This window comes from Enterobacter sp. S-33, from assembly GCF_028735835.1.
GTDB lineage: Bacteria > Pseudomonadota > Gammaproteobacteria > Enterobacterales > Enterobacteriaceae > Enterobacter > Enterobacter vonholyi.
Genome location: NZ_CP117838.1, coordinates 3,488,615 through 3,512,599 on the forward strand (window position 1 = coordinate 3,488,615; position 23,985 = coordinate 3,512,599).

Annotated in this window: 20 protein-coding genes; 5 read left to right on the forward strand and 15 right to left on the reverse strand. The window is 57.2% G+C overall.

The window, feature by feature from the left end; translation table 11 throughout:
* Positions 1–17: 17 nt before the first annotated feature.
* The 3 genes from iscS to trmJ all read right to left on the reverse strand — a co-directional run bounded on the left by iscS (position 18) and on the right by trmJ (position 2,785).
* A complete protein-coding gene (gene iscS, locus PUP35_RS16440) occupies positions 18–1,232 on the reverse strand; it encodes a cysteine desulfurase (protein ID WP_008502157.1) in 1,215 nt (404 codons plus the stop codon).
* A 119-nt stretch (positions 1,233–1,351) separates the two neighbouring features.
* Complete coding sequence (gene iscR / locus PUP35_RS16445; protein ID WP_045399615.1) at positions 1,352–1,843, reverse strand: Fe-S cluster assembly transcriptional regulator IscR; 492 nt, start codon at positions 1,841–1,843, stop codon at positions 1,352–1,354.
* 216 nt (positions 1,844–2,059) lie between these two features.
* Positions 2,060–2,785, reverse strand: a complete 726-nt coding sequence (trmJ, locus tag PUP35_RS16450) for a tRNA (cytosine(32)/uridine(32)-2'-O)-methyltransferase TrmJ (protein WP_111965142.1) — start codon at positions 2,783–2,785, stop codon at positions 2,060–2,062.
* A 131-nt stretch (positions 2,786–2,916) separates the two neighbouring features.
* On the opposite strand from trmJ, the gene suhB reads away from it, so the two are divergent.
* Positions 2,917–3,720 carry an inositol-1-monophosphatase gene (gene suhB, locus PUP35_RS16455; RefSeq protein WP_003860668.1) on the forward strand — a complete coding sequence of 268 codons (804 nt, stop codon included), beginning with the start codon at positions 2,917–2,919 and terminating at the stop codon, positions 3,718–3,720.
* A gap of 40 nt (positions 3,721–3,760) precedes the next feature.
* Here suhB and PUP35_RS16460 read toward each other — a convergent pair whose 3' ends face one another.
* Together PUP35_RS16460 and PUP35_RS16465 are read right to left on the reverse strand one after the other, a co-directional pair.
* Positions 3,761–4,741, reverse strand: coding sequence for a nickel/cobalt transporter (locus tag PUP35_RS16460; RefSeq protein ID WP_274240626.1), 981 nt, complete (start codon positions 4,739–4,741; stop codon positions 3,761–3,763).
* On the reverse strand, positions 4,732–5,370 hold the full coding sequence (locus PUP35_RS16465; RefSeq protein ID WP_274240627.1) for a DUF1007 family protein: 639 nt from the start codon (positions 5,368–5,370) through the stop codon (positions 4,732–4,734). The genes PUP35_RS16460 and PUP35_RS16465 overlap by 10 nt, the downstream gene beginning before the upstream one ends.
* A 125-nt stretch (positions 5,371–5,495) precedes the next feature.
* Between PUP35_RS16465 and csiE the strand changes: the two genes are divergently transcribed.
* Positions 5,496–6,773 (forward strand): stationary phase inducible protein CsiE, encoded by a 1,278-nt coding sequence (gene csiE / locus PUP35_RS16470; RefSeq protein WP_133294930.1) that lies wholly within the window; start codon positions 5,496–5,498, stop codon positions 6,771–6,773.
* Here csiE and PUP35_RS16475 read toward each other — a convergent pair whose 3' ends face one another.
* Entirely contained in the window at positions 6,774–7,913 is a 1,140-nt protein-coding gene (locus PUP35_RS16475; protein ID WP_045908544.1) for a 3-phenylpropionate MFS transporter, read from the reverse strand. It lies immediately after the preceding gene.
* A gap of 173 nt (positions 7,914–8,086) precedes the next feature.
* Here PUP35_RS16475 and PUP35_RS16480 point away from each other — a divergent pair, with 173 nt between their 5' ends.
* The gene (locus tag PUP35_RS16480; RefSeq protein WP_274240628.1) at positions 8,087–8,509 is read left to right on the forward strand and encodes a DoxX family protein; all 423 of its coding nucleotides are present in this window, start codon (positions 8,087–8,089) and stop codon (positions 8,507–8,509) included.
* A 54-nt stretch (positions 8,510–8,563) separates the two neighbouring features.
* Here the strand turns inward: PUP35_RS16480 and glyA are convergent, their stop codons facing one another.
* Positions 8,564–9,817, reverse strand: coding sequence for a serine hydroxymethyltransferase (gene glyA / locus PUP35_RS16485; RefSeq protein WP_008502165.1), 1,254 nt, complete (start codon positions 9,815–9,817; stop codon positions 8,564–8,566).
* A gap of 304 nt (positions 9,818–10,121) precedes the next feature.
* Here glyA and hmpA point away from each other — a divergent pair, with 304 nt between their 5' ends.
* A complete protein-coding gene (hmpA, locus tag PUP35_RS16490; protein WP_274240629.1) occupies positions 10,122–11,312 on the forward strand; it encodes an NO-inducible flavohemoprotein in 1,191 nt (396 codons plus the stop codon).
* 72 nt (positions 11,313–11,384) lie between these two features.
* Here the strand turns inward: hmpA and glnB are convergent, their stop codons facing one another.
* From glnB to purL, 5 genes are all read right to left on the reverse strand, one after another.
* Positions 11,385–11,723 (reverse strand): nitrogen regulatory protein P-II, encoded by a 339-nt coding sequence (glnB, locus tag PUP35_RS16495; RefSeq protein WP_003860685.1) that lies wholly within the window; start codon positions 11,721–11,723, stop codon positions 11,385–11,387.
* An 80-nt stretch (positions 11,724–11,803) separates the two neighbouring features.
* Positions 11,804–13,141 carry a two-component system response regulator GlrR gene (glrR, locus tag PUP35_RS16500; protein WP_021241871.1) on the reverse strand — a complete coding sequence of 446 codons (1,338 nt, stop codon included), beginning with the start codon at positions 13,139–13,141 and terminating at the stop codon, positions 11,804–11,806.
* Entirely contained in the window at positions 13,128–13,865 is a 738-nt protein-coding gene (gene qseG / locus PUP35_RS16505) for a two-component system QseEF-associated lipoprotein QseG (RefSeq protein ID WP_127731972.1), read from the reverse strand. The genes glrR and qseG overlap by 14 nt, the downstream gene beginning before the upstream one ends.
* A 1-nt stretch (position 13,866) precedes the next feature.
* A complete protein-coding gene (gene qseE / locus PUP35_RS16510) occupies positions 13,867–15,294 on the reverse strand; it encodes a two component system sensor histidine kinase QseE/GlrK (RefSeq protein WP_127731974.1) in 1,428 nt (475 codons plus the stop codon).
* A gap of 534 nt (positions 15,295–15,828) precedes the next feature.
* Positions 15,829–19,716, reverse strand: a complete 3,888-nt coding sequence (purL, locus tag PUP35_RS16515) for a phosphoribosylformylglycinamidine synthase (RefSeq protein WP_115876016.1) — start codon at positions 19,714–19,716, stop codon at positions 15,829–15,831.
* Between the two features lie 267 nt (positions 19,717–19,983).
* On the opposite strand from purL, the gene mltF reads away from it, so the two are divergent.
* Positions 19,984–21,534, forward strand: coding sequence for a membrane-bound lytic murein transglycosylase MltF (gene mltF, locus PUP35_RS16520; protein WP_111965132.1), 1,551 nt, complete (start codon positions 19,984–19,986; stop codon positions 21,532–21,534).
* On the opposite strand, the gene tadA is transcribed toward mltF, so the two are convergent.
* From tadA to PUP35_RS16535, 3 genes are read right to left on the reverse strand one after another with little or no spacing between them, the layout of a single operon-like run.
* Positions 21,422–21,928, reverse strand: a complete 507-nt coding sequence (gene tadA / locus PUP35_RS16525; RefSeq protein WP_248183544.1) for a tRNA adenosine(34) deaminase TadA — start codon at positions 21,926–21,928, stop codon at positions 21,422–21,424. The two genes, mltF and tadA, sit on opposite strands and share 113 nt — an antisense overlap.
* 56 nt (positions 21,929–21,984) lie before the next feature.
* On the reverse strand, positions 21,985–22,620 hold the full coding sequence (gene yfhb / locus PUP35_RS16530; protein WP_039263757.1) for a phosphatidylglycerophosphatase C: 636 nt from the start codon (positions 22,618–22,620) through the stop codon (positions 21,985–21,987).
* Positions 22,621–22,623: 3 nt separating this feature from the next.
* A complete protein-coding gene (locus tag PUP35_RS16535; RefSeq protein ID WP_274240630.1) occupies positions 22,624–23,985 on the reverse strand; it encodes a PTS transporter subunit EIIC in 1,362 nt (453 codons plus the stop codon).

The following is a 23,985-nucleotide window of genomic DNA, read 5'->3' on the forward strand; positions in this document are numbered from 1 at the left end:
TTCTCCTTATGTACCGATTAGTGATGTGACCATTCAATGCTGTTCAGATCCACGCCCTGCTTGAACATTTCCCACAGTGGAGAAAGGTCGCGCAGACGGCCAATGGAGTTGCGAACCAGCTTGATGGTGTAGTCAATCTCTTCTTCGGTAGTGAAACGACCTAAAGAGAAACGGATAGAACTGTGTGCCAGCTCGTCAGTCATGCCCAGCGCACGCAGCACGTAGGATGGCTCAAGGCTTGCAGACGTACAGGCAGAACCGGAAGAAACCGCCAGGTCTTTCAGCGCCATGATCAGCGATTCGCCTTCAACATAGTTGAAGCTGACGTTGAGGATGTTCGGAGCACCCTGCTCGAGATCGCCGTTCAGATACACTTCTTCCATATCTTTCACGCCGTCCCACAGACGGTTACGCAGCGTGCGCAGGCGTGCCATCTCGGTTTCCATCTCTTCTTTTGCAATGCGGTAGGCTTCGCCCATGCCCACGATCTGGTGAACAGGCAGCGTACCGGAACGCATGCCGCGCTCGTGACCACCGCCGTGCATCTGTGCTTCGATGCGGATACGTGGTTTACGACGAACGTACAGCGCGCCGATCCCTTTCGGGCCATAGATTTTGTGGCCGGAGAAGGACATCAGGTCCACTTTCAGCTGGCTCAGGTCGATAGGCAGTTTGCCCACGCTCTGAGTCGCGTCCACATGATAGATGATACCGCGCGCGCGGCACATTTCGCCGATGGTCGCGATGTCCTGAACGACGCCGATTTCGTTGTTAACGTGCATGATGGAGACCAAAATGGTGTCATCACGCATGGCCGCTTCGAGCTCTTTCAGATCGATAATGCCGTTGCTCTGTGGCGCCAGATAGGTGACTTCATACCCTTCACGTTCCAGCTGACGGCAGGTGTCCAGCACGGCTTTGTGTTCGGTTTTGCTGGTGATGATGTGCTTGCCTTTTTTCTGATAAAAGTTGGCTGCACCTTTGATCGCCAGGTTGTCGGATTCGGTCGCGCCGGAGGTGAAAACAATTTCACGCGGGTCGGCACCGACCAGGTCAGCAATCTGATTACGGGCGATATCAACCGCCTCTTCAGCATGCCAGCCAAAACGGTGTGAACGGGAAGCTGGGTTACCAAAGTTTCCGTCCAGGGTCAGACACTGCATCATTTTCTCGGCAACACGCGGGTCCACCGGCGTGGTTGCGGAGTAGTCGAGATAAATCGGTAATTTCATTGCTCTATAAACTCCGTACATCGCTTCAATGCAAGGAATCAGGCAACCGGCTGGATGTACGACCGAGTACACGGGGCGAGTCTTCGCCCCGGCCTGATTCTGAAATACTTATCGTTTTATTACGCGCGCAGTTTGACGTCGATAGCGTCCTGCGCGCGGGTGCTGCGTTGGGAATCATGGCCGTGCTGACGGCCCGATACGTCCAGAACTTCCTGGTTATTCACCAGCTCACCGAGGGTGATGTTGTTGAGGAAGCCGGTCAAACGGTCGCTCAGATCGCGCCACAGCGCGTGGGTCAGGCACTTATCGCCGCCCTGGCAGCCACCTTTACCCTGGCAACGGGTCGCGTCAACGGATTCGTCAACTGCGCTGATCACTTCGCCAACTGCAATACTGCCCGCGTCTTTACCCAGCAGATAACCGCCGCCTGGGCCACGAACGCTGGAAACCAGTCCATTTTTACGCAGTCTGGAGAACAGCTGTTCCAGGTAAGAGAGGGAGATCCCTTGTCGTTCAGAAATATCAGCCAACGGAACCGGGCCCGCTTCGGAGTTGAGCGCAACGTCCAGCATCGCGGTCACGGCATAACGCCCTTTAGATGTCAGTCTCATGTCTTACTTAACCTCAAACTCGCCCCTGCCCGGGGTTTTTTATTGTAAAATGGGGGTATTGCATAGCAGGGCCAAGTCTGACATTCCTGACTAAAATGGTCAACTATTTACTTGACTGTTTTAGTCAGGTATTTAACCTTCTGTGCCTTCATAACCCAGGTGCGGGCTGATGCCCTCACCCCGCCCTTCTCCCACAGGGAGAGGAGGAAATCGACACTACTCTTTATTCTTCTGCTCAATCGACGCAAGAATCCCGCGCAGGATGTTCAGCTCCTGACTTTCCGGACGCGCGCGGGTAAACAGACGGCGCAGCTTGTTCATCACCTGCCCCGGGTGGCCTTCGCGAATAAAGCCGGTTGAGAGCAGCGTCTGCTCCAGATGACCGTAGAAGCGCTCAAGGTCATCCACCAGCGGGTAAGCCGTCTCTTCTTTTGGCTCGACCTCTTTCTCCTGCGTCGCCAGCCACGCCATTCGTACTTCGTAAGCGATAACCTGCACCGCCATCGCCAGGTTTAGCGAGCTGTACTCCGGGTTTGCCGCAATCGCGACGTGATAATGACACTTCTGCAGCTCGTCGTTAGTCAGGCCTACGCGCTCGCGGCCAAACACCAGCGCAACCGGTGCCTGTGCTGCTTCCGAGACACTTTTCAGGCCGCATTCACGCGGATCGAGCATTGGCCACGGCAGCGTGCGTGAACGCGCGCTGGTACCGACAACGAGGCTGCAGCCGGCCAGCGCTTCGTCAAGGGTATCGACGATCTGGGCATTGCCGATTACGTCGCTGGCACCTGCCGCCAGAGCAATCGCCTGAGAGTCAGGCTTCACCAGCGGGTTAACCAGCCACAGGTTCGTTAAGCCCATGGTTTTCATAGCGCGGGCAACGGAGCCCATGTTGCCGGTATGCGATGTTTCAACCAGCACAATTCGAATGTTTTGCAGCATAATTTTTAATGTCTGAATTCAGTGTCTGAAGAATATTCGGGCATATTATCATAAACGGGAGACATAATCCGATCCCGCTGCTATACTCTGCGCCGATTTTCCTGTTCTTTAACATCCAGTGAGAGAGACCGATGCATCCGATGCTGACCATCGCCGTGCGCGCAGCGCGCAAGGCGGGTAATGTAATTGCCAAACACTACGAAACGCCAGACTCCGTAGAAACCAGCCAGAAAGGCAGCAATGATTTCGTGACTAACGTCGATAAAGCCGCAGAAGCGATTATTATCGAAACGATCCGCAAATCTTACCCACAGCACACCATCATCACCGAAGAAAGCGGTGAACATGAAGGTACCGATCAGGATGTTCAATGGGTTATCGATCCACTGGATGGCACCACCAACTTCGTTAAACGCCTGCCACACTTCTCTGTGTCTATCGCAGTACGCATTAAAGGCCGTACTGAAGTCGCCGTTGTGTATGATCCAATGCGTAACGAACTGTTCACCGCGACCCGCGGTCAGGGCGCACAGCTGAACGGCTACCGTCTGCGCTGCAGCAACGCACGCGATCTGGACGGCACCATCCTGGCGACCGGTTTCCCGTTCAAGGCGAAACAGCACGCGACCACCTACATGAATATCCTGGGCAAACTGTTCACCGAATGCGCGGACTTCCGTCGCACCGGTTCTGCTGCGCTGGATCTGGCCTACGTGGCAACCGGCCGCGTTGACGGTTACTTCGAACTCTCACTGAAGCCATGGGATTTTGCAGCGGGCGAGCTGATCGCACGTGAAGCAGGCGCCATCGTGTGTGACTTCACCGGCGGCCATAACTATATGTCTACCGGCAACATCGTTGCGGGTAACCCACGCGTTGTTAAAGCCATGCTGGCAAACATGCGTGATGAACTGAGCGATGCGCTGAAGCGTTAATCCCGGTAATTCCCTCTCCCTGTGGGAGAGGGGATCCCAACTAAAACGGCCGTAATCCCCTTCCCAGCGGCACCGCACTCATCCACATTGTTACCGCAGCCACCAGCAAAATGACCCCGCCCGCCAGCGCAAGCGTGGTCCATCCTACCTGCCGCCACAGTACCGGCGTTTTATTGCCGCTGAGTTTGACCGCCAGCTGACGGAAGCTGTGTACCAGCAGCGCTAAAGACGAAATAGTGAGAGAGGTTCCTGCTGCCATCGCCAGCGCGGACAGCATGCCCCAGCCGAACACGCCAATCACCTTACTGAAAAGCAGCACCATGATGGCACCCGAGCACGGGCGCATACCCATCGAGAGAACAATCATCAACCGCGCGCGCCAGTCGTCGCCGTTCTGCAACTGTTCTTGCGTGGGCAAATGCTGATGCCCGCAGCCGCAGTGTTCATCATGAACGTGGTGCGGCGTAAAGGATTTGAACGTTGGCTTTCGCAGCAGCGCGCGCAGCTTTTTCAGCGCCCGCCAGCAGAGGATCAGCCCCAACACGCCGACCAGCGCGTAGCTGCCCTTCTCAAGCCAGAAACTGCTCATGTGCAGCTGGCGCGCGGGAAGCTGTAACAGCGAAAGGACGACCACGACTAGCGCTATCGCCACGCCGCCCTGAAGCAGCGAGGAGGCCAGCGTCAGGCCGATACTTGATTTCAGCTTTGACGGATGCGTGGCGAGCCAGGTTGTGATGACAATTTTGCCGTGCCCCGGCCCCAGCGCGTGCAGCACGCCATAGATAAAGCTGAACGCCAGCAAGGAACCGCCCGCCTTTGTCGGATTCTCCGCCACCGCCTTCAGCAGACCACTCATCTGCTGGTTGACCTCACGCTGCCAGATAATGCTTTTCATCATGACCTGCGGCCAGGCCTGCCAAAGCCACATCGCGCCGCAAAGGGCGAACAGCAAAAAGATCGCCAGCGGCCAGAGGTGAAGCCAGCGGCGCTGTTTTCGAACCGGAGAGGAGATCACTGACATTGTAACGTCACCTCCTGCGCGAACTGTTTACCCAATTCCATGTCCTCAGGCGGGGCATCTTCCTTGTCGAGAGAGACCGCAAAGTTCAGCGTCTCTTCGCTGGGCTTCGGGGTATGAACGCCGATTTTGCAGCTTTTTTGCAGCGCGTCCGGCAGCCGCACGTCGCTGTCTTTGCCATAGCGCATGTCGACATAGTAGGTAGGGTCAAAAGTGGAAAAGCGGTACGTTTGCCCCGCCAGCGGCTGAGGGTGCGCCAGCGGGAGCACGAACGTCAGCACCGCCCGGTGCCCGTCGCGCGTCATCCCGTATTCCGTGGGTCGGTTCAGAAATTTGACCTTTTGCCCGTTATGCCAGAACTCGGTGAAGTAGTGCTGGCCGAGCACGTTGGCCATCACTTCTGCCGCCAGCTTTTTCCATATTTCGTCACCGGGCTTCGCGTTTCCCGCATCATAGAGCAGATCGGCCGAGGTGATTTCATCCATCGTCCAGCGCATTTTCAGGCCGCTGAGCTGCGTGCCGTCGGTGACCAGCTCGGTCTGGAGGTCAATAAAACTGTGAGGGTGTGCGCTGGCGGTGAAGCTGATAACCGCCAAAAATAACGCCATCGCACTTTGTTTAACTGTTTGCATCAATTCCTCACGTCAAAAATTCTGTGATGTTCCCCAGCAATCCTGAATGAAAGGCCTGCCGGCGCGCTTTTCAGCGTTCATCCTTTAGCTATTCTTATCAAACATTCACACTGGATACCCGACAGATGATGACGACGCTTGAAATTCCATCTGTGCTTTCCAGTTCGCAGCGCCGCTGCCAGGTGCTTTTGATGCTTTACCTGCCCGATGCTGCCGTCACCGCACAGAGCATAATTGCTGCCAACGGCGTGGACGACGCGATGGCACGGCAAGATATAGCCGAGACGCGCGATGAAATCCAGCGCTATCACCGGCTGGATATCGTCACGCACCACGACGGCAGCTACCGGATTGAAGGCACAGCCCTGAATCAGCGTTTATGCCTGCTGCACTGGCTGCGCCGGGCGCTGCGGCTTTGCCCGCAGTTTGTCTCGCACCAGTTTACCCCCGCATTAAAAACCGCGCTTAAACAACACGGCATCGCGCGTCCGCTTTACGACGATGCGAACCTGCGGGCGCTGATCGGCTTCTGCTCTCGCAAGCTGCAGCGCCAGTTTGAATGCCGCGACGTCCAGTTTTTACAGCTCTATCTGCAATACTGCCTTATTCAGCACCAGCTCGGGAATACGCCGCAGTTTTCCCACGTTCAGCGCAGCTGGACCCAGTCGAGAGGGGAGTATTTTACGGCGCAGGAGATCGTGCGCCACTGGAGACGGCGCGTCCCGCAGGGTGCCCACGGGGATGAACAGCTGTTTCTGGCGCTGCTGTTTATGATGCTCCGCACGCCCGACCCGGTGCTCGATAAACACCAGCAGGATCAGCGATTGCGCCGGGCCATCGTACGCATGGTCGCCCGCTTTCGCTCGCAGACCGGGATGAACTTCAGCGATGAGCAAGGGCTCACCGATCAGCTGTATATCCACCTTGCTCAGGCGCTGGACCGCTCGCTGTTTGAGATCGGCATCGATAATAGCCTGCCGGAGGAGATCCACCGTCTCTATCCCCGGCTGTTACGCACCACGAAGGAAGCGCTGTTTGAGCTGGAAGCGGAGTTTGGGCTGCGTTTTTCCGATGAAGAGATGAGCCTCGTGGCTGTGATTTTCGGTGCCTGGCTGATGCAGGAGACCGATCTGCACGAAAAACAGGTGATCCTGCTGACGGGAGAAGATAAAGCCAGTGAGGACCTGATTGAACAGCAGCTTCGCGAGCTGACCCTGTTGCCGCTCAACATTCGCTATCTGACGCTGCAGGCTTTTCAGAAAGAGGGGGCACCGCGCGAGGCCGCGCTGGTTATCACCCCCTACCCTACGGCCCTGCCGCTGTTCTCGCCGCCGTTGATTCATGCCGTTGAGACATTGAACGCGCAGCAGCAAGAACATATTCGCGCCATGCTGGAATCGTAGTTACGCGCGTGCGGCCACTTTCGGTCGAACAAACATTGCCGGTAGCGCCACCAGCGCCATTACCCAGAACACGCCATGCCCCAGGTGCTGGTAAAGGAACCCCGCAAAGACCGTCATGATCGCGATACTGCCCCCCATGGCTACCGCAGAATAGACGGCCTGCAGACGAATAACGTCTCCGCCCTCGCGCGCTGCGATATAGCGCATGGCCGCCAGATGGCACACGGTAAAGGTGCCGCAGTGAAGGATTTGCGCCACAATCAGCCACGGCAGATCGGTCGTCCAGCCCATAATCCCCCAGCGCGCCACGCCGCACACGGCGGAAAGCAGCAGCAGGTCACGTGCGCCAAAGCGTCGAAACAGCTTCTTGCTCAGGGCGAAAATAATGACTTCGGCCACCACGCCCAGCGACCAAAGATAGCCCACTGCAGAAGCAGAATATCCCGCTCCCTGCCAGTAGATGGCGCTGAAGCCATAGTACGCCGCATGTGCCCCCTGAAGCAGACAGACACACGCCAGAAAACGCCAGCTCTGTGCAACCAGGCTCCGCCACGCGGGCCAGCCCGCGCTCTCCTGATGGCGACTTTCCCCTTGCGGCATCACCGACGGTCGCAGCAGCATGCCCAGCAGCATCGAGGCAATACCGATACTCAGCAGGGCAAGAATGGCGCGGTAATCGTAAAGGCTGACCAGTTTCCCCACCAGCGCAGAGCCAATCACAAAGGCGATAGAGCCCCACAGGCGCACGCGACCGTAGTCCATGGTGATCTGCTTTTGCCAGGTGTTCGCCAGGGCATCCGTCAGCGGTACCAGCGGCGAGAAGAACAGGTTAAAGCCGACCATCACCACCATCAGCCAGGCAAACTGGTGGCTGACCCAGAAGCAGGCCACAAAGACCAGGGTCAGCAGAGCAAGAATGCGCACGGCCTTGATCAGTAAGGAGGGATCGCTGACGCGCGGGGCAATCAGCAGGCTGCCGAGGAAACGCGCCACCAGCCCGGCCCCGAGCAGGACACCGATGGTCTCGGGCGTCAGGCCGATACCCTTAAGCCAGACGCTCCAGAAAGGCAGAAAAATGCCGTAGCTAAAGAAATAGGTGAAATAACTGAGCGCCAGCCAGCGCGTGGAATGCAAGACCATGAATCCCTCCCGAAATCGAGGCCATAGTCTGGCGAGAATATAAAAATTAAGCAAGTAGATAGCCTGCTATAAATTAACGAAAATTTAACATCTTGTGCAATCGTCTGGCTTATGGCAGGGAATGAAAATATGTATTACGTTTAAATTACTCCACTTGCAGAGGTTTTTCTGCCATGAACTCACTACGTTATCTCGATTTCGGCCAGTCACGTCACCTGCTGCTGCTCATTGGCCGCATCGCACTTGTCGTGCTGTTTATTATCTTTGGTTATCCAAAACTGACGGGGTTTAGCGGCACCGTACAATACATGACCTCGCTGGGAACGCCGATGCCCATGCTGGCGGCCATTATTGCGGTAGTGATGGAAGTGCCTGCCGCCATTCTGATCGTACTGGGCTTTTTCACACGTCCTCTCGCGGTACTGTTTGTGTTCTATACCCTGGGCACGGCGATTATCGGTCACCATTACTGGGATATGACCGGTGATGCGGTCTTGCCGAATATGATTAACTTCTATAAGAACGTCAGTATTGCTGGCGCCTTTATTTTGCTGGCCATTGTTGGGCCGGGGGCTATTTCCCTGGACCGGCGTTAAGCCATAAAAAAAGGCCGCAAGCGCGGCCTTTTTTATTTCTGCAGGGCAGAGGAATTATGCGTAGACCGGGAAGCGTGCGCAGATATCCAGAACTTTACCTTTGACGCGCTCGATAACCGCTTCGTCATTGATGTTGTCCAGAACGTCGCACATCCAGCCAGCCAGCTCTTTCACTTCCGCTTCTTTGAAGCCGCGGCGAGTTACGGCCGGAGAACCGATACGGATACCGGAGGTCACGAACGGGCTCTTAGGATCGTTTGGCACGCTATTTTTGTTCACGGTGATGTTGGCGCGGCCCAGGGCAGCGTCAGCTTCTTTACCGGTCAGGTTCTTATCAACCAGATCCAGCAGGAACAGGTGGTTTTCAGTACCGCCGGATACCACTTTGTAGCCGCGGTTCAGGAACACTTCCACCATCGCTTTGGCGTTCTTAGCAACCTGCTGCTGGTAAACCTTGAACTCTGGCTCCATCGCTTCTTTCAGCGCTACCGCTTTTGCCGCGATAACGTGCATCAGCGGGCCACCCTGCGCGCTTGGGAACACCGCGGAGTTCAGTTTTTTGTACAGCTCTTCGTCACCGCCTTTCGCCAGGATCAGGCCACCGCGTGGACCCGCCAGGGTTTTGTGGGTGGTGGTGGTCACAACGTGAGCGTGTGGAACCGGGTTCGGGTAAACGCCTGCGGCAATCAGACCCGCAACGTGCGCCATGTCAACGAACAGGTAAGCACCGATGCTGTCTGCGATTTCACGCATTTTTGCCCAGTCAACGATACCGGAGTAAGCAGAGAAGCCACCGATGATCATCTTCGGCTTGTGCTCTTTAGCCTGCTTCGCCATGTCTTCGTAGTCAATTTTACCGGACTCATCAATACCGTAAGGGATGATGTTGTACAGTTTGCCGGAGAAGTTAACCGGGGAGCCGTGAGTCAGGTGGCCGCCCTGCGCCAGGTTCATACCCAGAACGGTATCGCCCGGCTGCAGCAGCGCGGTGTAGACCGCGAAGTTAGCCTGAGAGCCAGAGTGCGGCTGCACGTTTGCATAGTCAGCGCCAAAAAGTTCTTTCGCACGGTCGATAGCCAGCTGCTCAACGATATCAACGTACTCGCAACCGCCGTAATAGCGTTTGCCCGGGTAACCTTCAGCGTATTTGTTGGTCAGCTGAGAACCCTGCGCCTGCATAACGCGCGGGCTGGTGTAGTTTTCGGAGGCGATCAGTTCGATGTGCTCTTCCTGACGTACTTTTTCCTGCTCCATAGCCTGCCACAGTTCGGCATCATAATCGGCAATGTTCATTTCACGCTTTAACATCCGCATCTCCTGACTCAGCTAACAAGTAAATTTTGGCCTGAAAAGGCAGTCCTGTTGGACGACGGGCAACAGTATAACTGATTAGTTCTGTGATAACAGGTCTTGACAAACGATTTTACGCAAACGTTTTCCTACCCGCCACGCAAGGGTTTGAGGAATAAAGCTCTCGCCCTTTCCGGCGGATTTCTTTTCAGGTTTGTGATGCATATTTTTCATCTTGCAAAGAACCATTTACAACGCAGGGGTATTTTTTATAAGATGCATTTAAAATACATCATTAAAGTCACATCGGAAGGAAGCAGCTATGCTCGACGCTCAAACCATCGCTACCGTAAAGGCCACCATTCCCCTGCTGGTGGAAACCGGCCCTAAACTCACCGCCCATTTCTACGATCGCATGTTCACGCACAACCCGGAGCTCAAAGAAATTTTCAACATGAGCAACCAGCGTAACGGCGATCAGCGTGAAGCGCTGTTCAACGCCATCGCGGCCTACGCCAGCAATATTGAAAACCTGCCAGCATTGCTGCCTGCGGTGGAAAAAATCGCGCAGAAACATACCAGCTTCCAGATCCAACCTGAACAGTACAACATTGTGGGCGGACACCTGCTGGCAACCCTGGACGAGATGTTCAGCCCGGGTCAGGAGGTGCTGGACGCCTGGGGTAAAGCCTACGGGGTACTGGCAAACGTGTTTATCAACCGTGAAGCGCAGATCTACAGCGAAAACGCCAGCAAGAACGGCGGCTGGAAAGGCACGCGCGCGTTCCGCATCGTTGAGAAAACGCCGCGCAGCGCATTAATCACCAGCTTCGAATTTGAGCCGGTGGACGGTCAAACGGTGGCCGATTACCAGCCAGGGCAGTATCTGGGCGTGTGGCTGAAGCCTGAAGGATTCCCGCATCAGGAGATCCGCCAGTATTCCCTTACCCGCAAGCCAAACGGCAAAGGCTACCGCATTGCGGTGAAGCGTGAGGACGGCGGTCAGGTTTCCAGCTGGCTGCACAACGAAGCTAACGTGGGCGACGTGGTGCATCTGGCCGCGCCGGCGGGCGATTTCTTTATGGCCGTTGACACCAATACGCCGGTCACGCTGATCTCTGCGGGCGTCGGCCAAACGCCGATGCTGGCGATGCTCGATACGCTGGCAAGATCACACCACGGGGCGCAGGTTAACTGGTTCCATGCAGCCGAAAACGGCGACGTGCACGCTTTTGCGGATGAGGTGAAAACGCTCGGGGCCTCCCTGCCGCGCTTCACCGCGCACACCTGGTATCGCCTGCCGACGGAAGCTGACCGCGCAGCTGCCCGCTTTGACAGCGAAGGTCTGATGAATCTTAGCCAGCACGAAGGCCTATTCAGCGCACCGGACATGCAGTTCTACGTCTGTGGACCGGTGGCGTTTATGCAGTATGCCGCGAAGCAGCTGGTTGAGCTGGGCGTGAACAAGGACAACATTCATTACGAATGCTTCGGCCCGCATAAGGTGCTGTAATGCAAAAAGCCCCTCGTTTGAGGGGCTTTTTTCGTCGGATGGCGGCTGCGCCTTACCCGGCCTGGAAAATATTTAAATCGCCGCGTCGTCTTCTTCGCCGGTACGGATACGGATCACGCGCGCCACGTCGAAGACGAAGATTTTACCATCGCCAATCTTGCCGGTCTGCGCCGTGCGGATAATGGTGTCCACACAGGTATCGACGATATCGTCGCTGACCACGATTTCAATTTTCACTTTCGGCAGAAAGTCGACCATGTACTCTGCGCCACGGTAAAGCTCGGTGTGGCCCTTCTGACGACCAAAACCTTTCACTTCCGTCACGGTCATCCCGGTGATGCCGACTTCCGCCAGCGCTTCACGCACATCATCCAGTTTGAAAGGTTTAATAATCGCATCAATCTTTTTCATGGTGGGTCCTTAAACTCTTGCCTGTAAGCTGCCTCGTAATCGATTGCTCACAGTATCATATTCAAGCGAATTTTGCGGTACTACTCTTTAAAATCGTTCGCTTCAAGCTCATGACGTGACAGCAGCTTGTAGAATTCGGTGCGGTTGCGTCCGGCCATGCGCGCCGCGTGGGTCACGTTGCCTTTAGTGATCTGCAATAGCTTGCGCAGATAGTTCAGTTCGAACTGATTGCGCGCTTCTGCAAACGTCGGCAGAGCCGTGTTTTCCCCTTCCAGCGCCTGCTCCACCAGCGCGTCGCTGATCACCGGTGACGAGGTCAGCGCCACGCACTGCTCAATCACGTTCACCAGCTGACGCACGTTACCCGGCCAGCTTGCGGCCATCAGCCGCTTCATCGCATCGGTGGAAAATGCGCGCACGAACGGTTTATGGCGGTCGGCCGCCTGGCGCAAAAGATGGTTCGCCAGCAGCGGAATGTCTTCCGCACGTTCCGCAAGCGCAGGGATCTTCAGATTAACCACGTTCAGACGGTAGTAGAGATCTTCGCGAAACTCGTTGCGGGCCATCACTTTTGGCAGATCGCGATGGGTCGCCGAAATAATTCGCACGTTAATATCGATATCGCGGTTGCTGCCCAGCGGGCGCACTTTGCGCTCCTGCAGCACGCGCAGCAGCTTGACCTGCAGCGGCGCGGGCATGTCACCAATCTCGTCCAGGAACAGCGTGCCACCTTCCGCGGCCTGGAATAGCCCTTCCCGGCTGCTTACCGCCCCGGTGAATGCGCCGCGGGCGTGACCAAACAGTTCGGATTCAAGCAGCTGCTCCGGGAGCGCGCCACAGTTAATCGCAATAAAAGCGTTCTTGCTGCGCGGGCTGGCGTTATGGATCGCCTGCGCCAGGATCTCTTTCCCGGTTCCGCTCTGGCCGTTGATGAGCACGCTGACGTCAGACTGCGCCACCATCCTCGCCTGCTCTAGCAGGCGCAGCATCACGGGGCTGCGGGTGACGATAGACTCCCGCCACGCCTCATCCCCCGCCGGAGCAGCATGTTCCAGCGCGCTGTCGATAGCCTTATACAGCGCGTCTTTGTCCACCGGCTTGGTCAGAAAGCTGAATACCCCCTGCTGCGTCGCGGCAACCGCATCCGGGATAGACCCGTGCGCGGTCAGGATAATCACGGGCATACCCGGCTGCTGCTTCTGGATCTCCGCGAACAGCTGCAGGCCGTCCATTTCATCCATCCGCAGGTCGCTTATCACCAGATCGATTTTCTCGCGGCTGAGAATTTTCAGCCCCTCCAGCCCGCTTTCCGCGGTCACGACGCTGTAGCCCTCACTCACCAGACGCATCCCCAGCAGCTTTAATAGCCCGGGATCGTCATCCACCAGTAAGAGATGGGCTGGTTTACGGCTCGTCATGCTTCACGTCCTCTTGTTTCGGCGTATCGCTGTCCGGCGCAGCGGATGAACTCCCCGGCTGATATTTACGCGACGAGAGCTGTCTTTCGATATCGGTCAGGTTCTCCAGCTTACGCGTCGTGGTATCCAGCTGGGTACGTAAATGTTGCTGCTGCTGACGCAGCGTATCAAGCTCGCTGTCGGTTGACTGTTGCAGCTTGCTGTAGCGGGAGCGCTCTTCAGAAAGCTGAAGCTGTAGCGTCTGGCCATCGCGCCAGAGCTGGTATACCGGGCGTACCTGTACGGGTAGATTGACCACAAACGTGTCCAGTCGGGTTACATTGACGCGGCGTTCGATGGGGGTGATTTTGGCATCAGCCAGCAAAATGCCGCGCTTGAAAGCGTCCTGCCAGGTGTCGTCGTCCAGCATCGCCGCCTTCGAGCGGGCGTCTACCGGCGCCAGACGCTGGGCGCAATCTATTCCACGCAGCCAGAAAAGCGGGTTGCTTTCGACGTCATGCCCTGACAGGTTCCAGATGTCTTCGCAGCGGGTCGAGAGGAAATCGGCCAGCTGGTTATCGGGCCATTTATCTTCTTGTTTATCGCTAATGGCACTTTGCGGCACATGGGAAACACACCCTGCCAGAAATAAACAGGGCAGGCTCAGGCGAAGCGTGCGGCGGGAAAACACCGCGCGTACGGCGCGGGAAAAAACGTGTGACATACTCACCAGACATAGATTCATTTTATTGATTTTTCCGGCTCAGGGGCAGTTCAATACGGAAGCAAACATCCGAACGTTCGTCCGTGGCAATGTTTAGCTCACCCTGCATGCGTCGTATGCAGTCCCGGGCAATGCTCAAGCCCAGACCGCTTCCTTTCACCGCACCTTTCCGCTGATGACTCCCCTGGAAAAAGGGCTCGAAGATCATGGCTTTTTCGTCATCGGGGATCGGGGTGCCGGTGTTAGCGACGTCGATAAACACCCGGGAACCCTTCGTATAGCTTCGGATATAAATGTTACCGGATTCAGTACCATAGTGCACCGCATTGGAATAAAGATTATCCAGCACGCTCATTAGCAGCATGGGTTCAGCCAGACAGGTCGGCGCATTCAGCTCTACACCGGTATGCATCATTTTAGCTCTTGCTGGCAAGCTATGGGCGGATATCACCATATCCACCAGCGGTTCAATTTCGACGTTTTCCAGTACGACCGCCCCATCTGCCAGCTTGCGGTTGTAATCCAGCAGTTGCTCAATCAGCTTCTGTAGATTCCGGCTGCTGTTATCCAGGATCTCGACAATTTCTTTCTGTTCGGGCGTAAGCGGCCCTGCAACTTCATCCGCCAGCAGTTCCGTTCCTTCGCGCATGCTGGCCAGCGGCGTTTTAAGCTCATGGGAGATATGGCGCAGGAACTGATGACGCTGTGATTCAAGCCACGCCAGGCGCTCGGACAGCCAGATAATGCGCTGGCCTACGGATCGCAGCTCGCGAGGACCTTTAAAGGCGACCGTATCCCCGAGCGATTTCCCCTCCCCCAGGCGGTTGATCATCCGCTGGATACCCTTCACCGGGCCGATGATCATGCGGGTAAAGAGCAGAACCAGCCCGAGGCTCACCAGGAACAGCACCAGCGCCTGCCAGCCGAAGAACTGGCCGCGCTCGGCAATCTCCTGCTGAAGCTGCTGACCGCGGGAGAAGATCACCGTACGCGTTGACTGCACCATCTCGGTGTTGGCACTGGCAAAAGCTTCGAGGCGTGCGGCGGCAGCGGAATCCGGGCCGCTGTTGCTGCATTGCAGCTGCGCGAGATCGTTCAGATCCTGACGTAACGCCTGATACAGCCTGTCGTCAGGCAAAACCCCCGCATGAGCGTCCAGCATTTCGCTGTAGCGTTTGCGCTGACTCTGATAAACCTTTTCCAGCGTTCGATCGTCAAGCACGCAATACTGACGATAGCTACGCTCCATCTCCAGGGCGGCGTTGGTCATCGCTTCACTGCGTCTGGCGTCGATGAGCGTCGTGCGATTGGTCAATGCCGCCTGCGCGCTCAGCGCGTTCAGACTTTGCCACGCCTGCCAGGCAAGGATCAGCAGCGGCAGCAGAATCAGCAGGAAGGCCATCATGACGAGCTGCCGCAGGGAGCGGGGGAAAACGGGCCAGCGTTTCAACGCATTACTCTCTTAATGGGGGTTTACGCAGAGCGTAACTGAGTCTGCCCTTCAGATACAACAAAGCCGGGTAAAAACCCGGCTTTGTCATGGAATGAGGCGGTGCCTAACTCGACGTTTCGCCCTGGCCTGATAAAGCATCGCTATGATCAGTAGTTGGACGGCAGGCACCTTTTTGTGCGTCATTCGAAGTTTATGTAGCGCTTCCCGAAGGGGCTGACATAAGAAGGTGAATGAGCCACTGGTTAATATTATGCAACACCCGTGCCAGAATGCAAAACAAAATATTAACATATTGAAATATAACGCTTTTACTCGTTAAGTTTGTTAATTATCGGTTGAATGATTTTCAGGCTAAGTGTCGCTATTAAGCAACACCTTAACGGAAACCTTTCCTGCCATATATATATCAATAACTTAAATGTCTCTTTTTGGAGACACTTAAGTTGCCGGTCTGTCGCAATTATGCGACACAAATAAAAAAGCCCGGTTGAGCTTTCGCTTACCGGGCCTGGAAGGATGTGGGACTAAAACTTAACCCAATTGCTTACGCGCATTGCGGAAGATACGCATCCATGGGCTGTCCTCGCCCCAGTTTTCCGGGTGCCAGGAGTTGCTCACGGTGCGGAACACGCGTTCCGGATGCGGCATCATGATGGTCGCGCGACCGCTTTCGCTGGTTACCGCCGTAATACCGTTAGCGGAGCCGTTCGGGTTAGCCGGGTAGGTTTCCGTGACTTTGCCGAAGTTATCGACAAAGCGCAGTGCCACCAGGCCTTTGCTCTCCAGCTGAGCCAGATGCGCAGCATCACGCACTTCTACCTGACCTTCGCCGTGGGACACCGCGATTGGCATCTGTGAACCGACCATTCCCTGCAGCAGCAGAGACGGGCTCTGGGTCACTTCCACCAGGCTGAAGCGCGCTTCGAAGCGGTCAGACTGGTTACGAACAAAGCGCGGCCAGGCTTCACTGCCCGGGATCAGTTCGCGCAGGTTAGACATCATCTGGCAGCCGTTACACACGCCCAGCGCCAGGGTCTGCGGACGGTGGAAGAAGGTTTCGAACTCGTCGCGCACGCGGCTGTTAAACAGGATGGACTTCGCCCAGCCTTCGCCTGCGCCCAGCACGTCGCCGTAGGAGAAGCCGCCGCACGCCACCAGCGCCTGGAAATCTTCCAGACCGGTACGTCCGGCCAGCAGATCGCTCATGTGGACGTCGATAGCGTCAAAGCCCGCGCGGTGGAAGGCCGCAGCCATCTCAACGTGGGAGTTAACGCCCTGCTCGCGCAGCACCGCCACTTTTGGACGCGCGCCGGTCGCAATGTACGGCGCAGCGATGTCTTCGTTAATATCGAAGGAGAGCTTCACGTTCAGGCCAGGATCCTGGTCATTGGCCTTCGCGTTGTGCTCCTGATCGGCACATTCCGGGTTATCACGCAGGCGCTGCATCTGCCAGGTGGTTTCCGCCCACCACATGCGCAGCGTGGTGCGGCTTTCGCTGAACACGGCATGGCCGTCTGCTTCAATGACGAAGCGGTCGCCCTGAACGGCTTTACCCAGATAGTGCACGCAGTCTGCCAGTCCGTGCTTCGCCAGAATCGCTTCAACCGCATCGCGATCCGCCGCACGCACCTGAATCACGGCGCCCAGCTCTTCGTTGAACAGCGCAGCCAGACGGTCTTCGCCAAGCGTAGCGATGTTGGCTTCCACGCCACAGTGGCCGGTGAAGGCCATCTCTGCCAGGGTCACCAGCAGGCCGCCGTCGGAACGGTCATGGTAGGCCAGCAGCTTACGCTGCGCCACCAGCGCCTGGATGGCGTCGTAGAAGCCTTTCAGCTGCGCAACGTCGCGCACATCGGCAGGCTTGTCGCCGAGCTGACGGTAAACCTGCGCCAGCGCGGTGGCGCCCAGCGCGTTGTGGCCTTTACCCAGGTCAATCAGCAGCAGGGCGTTGTCTTCGGTCGCAAGCTGCGGCGTAACGGTGTGACGCACGTCTTCCACGCGGGCAAACGCGGTGATCACCAGCGACAGTGGAGAGGTCATCTCGCGCTGCTCGTTGCCTTCCTGCCAGCGGGTTTTCATCGACATGGAGTCTTTGCCCACCGGAATGGTCAGGCCGAGGGCTGGACACAGCTCCTCACCCACCGCCTTCACGGCTTCATACAGGCCAGCATCTTCGCCAGGGTGGCCGGCTGCGGCCATCCAGTTTGCGGAGAGCTTGATACGTTTAATGTCGCCAATCTGCGTCGCGGCGATGTTGGTCAGCGCTTCACCGACCGCCAGACGGGCAGATGCGGCGAAGTCCAGCAGCGCCACCGGGGTGCGTTCGCCCAGCGCCATCGCTTCGCCGTAGTAGCTGTCGAGGCTCGCGGTGGTCACGGCGCAGTTCGCCACCGGGATCTGCCAAGGGCCGACCATCTGGTCGCGGGATACCATACCGGTCACGGTACGGTCGCCGATGGTCACCAGGAAGGTTTTCTCTGCCACAGCAGGCAGGTGCAGCACGCGGTTAACCGCTTCTGCCACGGTGATGCCCTGGCGATCCAGCGCTTTGCCCGCCGCCTTACGGGTCTGCACGTCGCGGGTCATCTTCGGCGTTTTACCGAGCAGGACGTCGAGCGGCAGATCGATCGGCTGATTGTCGAAATGGGTATCGCTCAAGGAGAGATGCTGCTCTTCGGTCGCTTCACCGATGACGGCATACGGCGCGCGCTCGCGGCGGCACAGCTCGTCAAACAGCGGCAGCTGGTCCGCCGCAACGGCCAGCACGTAGCGCTCCTGGGATTCGTTACACCAGATTTCCAGCGGGCTCATGCCCGGTTCATCGCTCAGGATGTCGCGCAGGTTGAAGCGACCGCCGCGGCCGCCGTCGCTCACCAGCTCCGGCATGGCGTTGGACAAGCCGCCCGCGCCTACGTCATGAATGAAGAGGATTGGGTTGGCATCACCCAGCTGCCAGCAGCGGTCGATCACTTCCTGGCAGCGGCGCTCCATCTCAGGGTTGTCACGCTGCACGGACGCGAAGTCGAGATCCGCATCAGACTGGCCGGAGGCCATCGAAGAGGCCGCACCGCCGCCCAGACCGATGTTCATCGCCGGGCCGCCGAGTACGATCAGCTTCGCGCCGACGACGATCTCGCCTTTCTGCACGTGATCGGCACGGATGTTGCCGATCCCGCCTGCCAGCATGATCGGTTTGTGGTAGCCGCGCAGCTCTTCGCCGTTGTGGCTGTCCACTTTCTCTTCATAGGTACGGAAGTAACCGTTCAGCGCCGGACGGCCAAACTCGTTGTTAAACGCCGCGCCGCCCAGCGGACCTTCGGTCATGATATCCAGCGCGGTCACGATGCGCTCTGGCTTGCCGAAATCTTCTTCCCACGGCTGTTCAAAGCCAGGGATGCGCAGGTTGGAGACGGAGAAACCGACCAGACCCGCTTTTGGTTTCGCCCCACGACCGGTCGCCCCTTCGTCACGGATTTCGCCGCCGGAGCCGGTCGCCGCACCCGGCCATGGGGAGATCGCCGTCGGGTGGTTGTGGGTTTCCACTTTCATCAGAATATGCGCAGGCTCCTGATGGAAGTCATAGCGCCCTGCTTCGCGATCGGCGAAGAAGCGGCCCACCTCGGAACCTTCCATCACCGCGGCGTTGTCTTTATAGGCAGACAGCACGTGGTCAGGGGTTTGTTCCATGGTGTTTTTGATCATTTTGAACAGCGACTTCGGCTGCTGTTCGCCGTCGATGATCCAGTCGGCGTTGAAAATCTTATGGCGGCAGTGCTCAGAGTTGGCCTGCGCGAACATGTAGAGTTCGATGTCGTTCGGGTTGCGGTTGAGCTTAACGAACGCGTCCTGCAGGTAGTCAATTTCGTCTTCTGCCAGCGCCAGGCCGAGACGCAGGTTGGCGTCGATCAGCGCCTGGCGGCCCTGCCCCAGCAGGTCCACGCTCTGTACCGGCGCAGGCTGATGGTGGGAGAAAAGCTTCTGTGCGTCATCGAGAGAGGCAAATACGCTCTCCATCATGCGGTCGTGCAGCTCAGCCGCAACCGCCTGCCACTGCGCGTCGCTCAGGGTTGAGGCTTCCACGTAGTACGCCACGCCGCGCTCCAGACGGTTAATCTGGCTCAGGCCACAGTTGTGGGCGATGTCGGTGGCTTTGGAAGACCAGGGGGAGATGGTGCCCGGACGCGGCGTCGCAAGGATCAGTTTGCCGGTTGGCGTATGGCTGCTGAGGCTTGGGCCATACTTGAGCAGGCGTTCCAGCTGTACGCGCTCCTCTGCATTCAGGGGGGCATTCAGGTCAGCAAAATGGACATACTCAGCGTAAATATTGCTTACCGGAAGGTCGGCCGCCTGAAAACGTGCCAGCAGTTTAGTGATACGGAAGGCAGACAGTGCAGGCGAACCACGCAGAATTTCCATCATAAGTCTCTCGTCTTCGAAGCGCCGGGGCGCTTACAGTGTGCGCAAGGGGGGAAAACGGGCGTCATTATAGAGAATCCTGAGCGCCGACGAAACCGTTTGCGTCGAAATAAAATTTGCCCAGAGGTTTAACAATAGATGTGACCTGTCTCTCTAATTGGTTGCCAAGTGGCGCAAGTTTACGCAAAATGCCGCTCATTCAATGGCAAACCTTATTATTAACATGGCTACAGCAAACTGAGGCAACCGGCGTCGCAGAGAATTAACTAATTGAAAAAATTAAAGATTAATTATCTGCTCATCGGCATTGTAACGTTGCTGTTGGCAGTGGCCCTCTGGCCTTCTATCCCCTGGTTCGGCAAAGCCGAAAACCGTATCGCCGCCATTCAGGAGCGGGGGGAATTGCGCGTCAGTACCCTCAACTCCCCGCTCATTTACAGCGACATCAACGGCAAAATCATTGGTCTGGATTATGAGCTGGCACAACAGTTCGCCGATTATCTTGGCGTGAAGCTTAAAATCACCGTCCGCCAGAATATAAATCAGCTTTTTGACGACCTCGATAACGACGATGCCGACATGCTTGCCGCCGGGCTGGTGTATAACAGCGAGCGCAGCAAGAACTACCAGCCGGGCCCGACCTACTATTCCGTTTCGCAGCAGCTAGTTTACCGCGTCGGGAGCCTGCGCCCGCGCTCGCTGGCTTCGATTAACGATCGGCAGCTGACGATTGCGCCCGGCCACGTGGTGATTGACGACCTGCGTGAGCTCAAGGAGAAAAAATATCCCGACCTGAGCTGGACGGTGGATCCGAAACTCGGCACGACGGAGCTGCTTGAGCAGGTAAAAGACCAGAAAGTGCCCTACACCATTGCCGATTCGGTCGCAATCAGCCTGTTCCAGCGCGTGCACCCTGAAATCGCCGTGGCGCTGGACGTTACCGACGAGCAGCCCGTGACCTGGTTTAGCCAGCTTGATGACGATCAGACCTTCTCTGCCGCGATGCTTGATTTTTTCAACACCATCAATGAAGACGGTACCCTGGCGCGTCTGGAGGAGAAGTACCTCGGGCACGGCGATGACTTTGACTACGTTGACACCCGCAGCTTCCTGCGCGCGGTAGACAGCGTCCTGCCGGACCTGCAGCCGCTGTTCGAAAAATACGCCCAGGAAATTGACTGGAAACTGCTGGCGGCTATTTCGTATCAGGAATCCCACTGGGATACCCAGGCCACGTCCCCGACTGGCGTGCGTGGTTTGATGATGTTAACCAAAAATACCGCGCTGAGCCTGGGCGTGAATGACCGTACCGATGCCGAACAAAGCATCAGCGGCGGCGCGCGTTATCTGCAGGATATGATGGCCAAAGTACCGGAAACGGTGCCGGAAGAGGAGCGGATCTGGTTCGCGCTGGCGGCCTACAATATGGGCTATGCGCATATGCTGGATGCGCGAGCATTAACGGCCAAAACGAAAGGCAACCCGGACAGCTGGTCAGACGTAAAGCAGCGCCTGCCGCTGCTGAGCCAGAAGCCATGGTATAACAAACTGACATACGGCTACGCGCGCGGGCATGAAGCCTACGCCTACGTGGAAAATATCCGTAAATATCAGATTAGCCTGGTCGGGTATCTGCTGGAGAAAGAGAAAGAGGCGACAGAGGCCAAACGGCTGGCTCAAAGCTACCCTGTCGTGGCGCCGGACGAACTTAATCGCCCAACAGCTTCAATTCTGCCTTTTGCTGCTTTTTCTGCTGACGGCGCATTCGAAAGAAATCACTTAATAGCCCCGAACACTCTGGTGCGAGCACCCCGCCGATAGTCTTCACCTGGTGGTTCATTCCGGGGTGCCCCAACACGTCCATCAGTGAGCCGGCCGCGCCGGTTTTTTCATCCCGCGCCCCGAAAACCAGAGTCCCGATCCGGCTGTGCACCATCGCCCCGGAACACATCACGCACGGCTCCAGCGTCACATACAGCGTGGTATCAAGCAGGCGATAGTTTTGCAGCACCAGACCGCCCTGACGAAGCGCCATAATTTCGGCGTGCGCGGTAGGATCGTGGCGGCCAATCGGACGGTTCCACCCTTCGCCAATCACCTGGTTATTGTGGACCAGCACGGCGCCTACGGGCACTTCGCCCTCGTCCCAGGCACGCTGAGCGAGCGTTAGCGCGTGGCGCATCCAGTATTCATGATTGTATTCAGGGTTGGACAACGGTTGATACTCCAGTCGAAAAGCGGCGGCATTATACACACCCCTTATGGATAAGACTATTCGAGTTGCTGGAGTTCACCTGACGGCGTGACGCGCCAGCGATGCTGGCAAAAATAGAGCAGCGGGTTGTCCTGTTTACTGTCGCTGTAGCCGCTGTACAGGCGCAGCGGCGTACCAATGCGTTTCTCCAGCTGGACCACTTTTTCATGCCCCAGACAGCGCAGGGTTAGCACCCAGCCGCCGTAACCGCGGGCAATTTGCGTGGCGATAAGATTAACGCGCGGAAGCCAGGGGGTATCAAAGTAGACCTGCTCCACAAGCGTCTGCGGGGAGCCTGTAATCAGCCAGATGTCGGCATCGTTCGCGTCGAGGTAGCTGGTCAGGCGCGCCTGTACAACAGGAAAGGCCGCAACGTGACCGCGAAACCAGTGCGCAAAATCCTTTTCGAGCTGTTTGAGCCGCGCTTCGCTGTGCCCAAAGGTACATCCCCACAGCAGCAGACTCATCGGCCATCGCGCCGCACGGCCTTTCACCAGCAGCGCGATACCGATAACCGGTAAGAGCGGTAGCACGAGCAACGCATTCAGAGGCTGACGCCGCAGCAGGTAACGCATAAACGTACCAAACATATCCTGCTGATGCAGCGTTCCATCCAGATCGAAAAAGACAACGCGACGCGCGTGATTTGCCAAACCTTACTCCTCTGGGTCGTTGAATCCTAATAGCCAGGTAAAAAGGAACCCGGCGATCACCGCTACTAAATAGCCTAACAGATAGAGCATCACTTTTCCGGTCACGATGGTTAATGCCAGCGGTAAACCGGAAAGCCCAAAGGTGATCACGGTGGCGACTTTCCAGTAGCTGATCAGCGCCCCGCCTACCGCTCCGCCCAGACAGGCCGCGAGGAAAGGTTTACCCAGCGGCAGCGTAACGCCGAAAATCAGCGGCTCGCCGATGCCGAGCAGGCCGACCGGGAGCGCGCCTTTAATCATTTTCTTCAGACGCGCGTTGCGGGTTTTCATCAGGACGGCAATCGCCGCGCCGACCTGCCCCACGCCCGCCATCGACAGGATAGGCAGCAGCGCGTTATAGCCGTGCGCCTGCACCAGCTCGACGTGGATCGGCACCAGCCCCTGGTGCAGGCCGGTCAGCACCAGCGGCAGGAAGGTACCGGAAAGCACAGCGCCAACCAGCAGCCCGCCGCGGTCAATCGCCAGAGACGCACCGTGGGCGATGGCTTCAGAGATCCACCCGCCTAACGGCTGGAGGGCCACAATCGCTACGCTACCGGTAATCAGGGTGGTCAGCAGCGGGTTGAGGATAAGCTCAATCGAGCCTGGCAAAACCGCGCGCAGCCGTTTCTCGATCCAGCACATCAGGATGACCACCAGCAGCACCGCGATCACCCCACCGCGGCCCGGCTGAAGCGCCTCGCCAAACAGCGTTATCTGCGCCAGCTGCGGGCTGGACAAAATGCCCGCCATCACCCCGCCCATCGCCAGCGATCCGCCAAACACCTTCGCGGTATTCACCCCAACCAGAATGTTCATGATGGCGAACACCGCGCTGCCGAAGATCCCGAGAATCCCCAGCAGGTTCGGATACTGCGTGGCGAAATCCCCCACGATATCCGGCCGCTTGAGGATATTGATGATCCCGGTGATCAGGCCCGAGGCAATAAACGCCGGGATCAGCGGAATAAAGACGTTGGCCAGCTGTCGCAGCGCATCGCTCATCGGGGCTTTGTATTTGGCTTTCGCCTGCGCTTTGGTGCGCTCAGTATCGTCAATCGACACGCTCGCGCTAACGCCCATCAGCGCGCGCATGGCGTCAACAACCTGCGCCGCTTTCCCTGGGCCGACGATCAGCTGGTGCTGCTGGCCCTGCTTCACGTAACCGCTGACGCCGGATAGCTGCTTCAGACCCGGCACGTCAAGCTGGTCGTCGTCATGCACCTCGACGCGCACGCGCGTCATGCAGTTTTCGAGACGCTGAATATTTTTTTCCCCGCCTATCCCCTGAAGGATATCGCTGGCGAGCGCTGCTGTTTTGTCCAT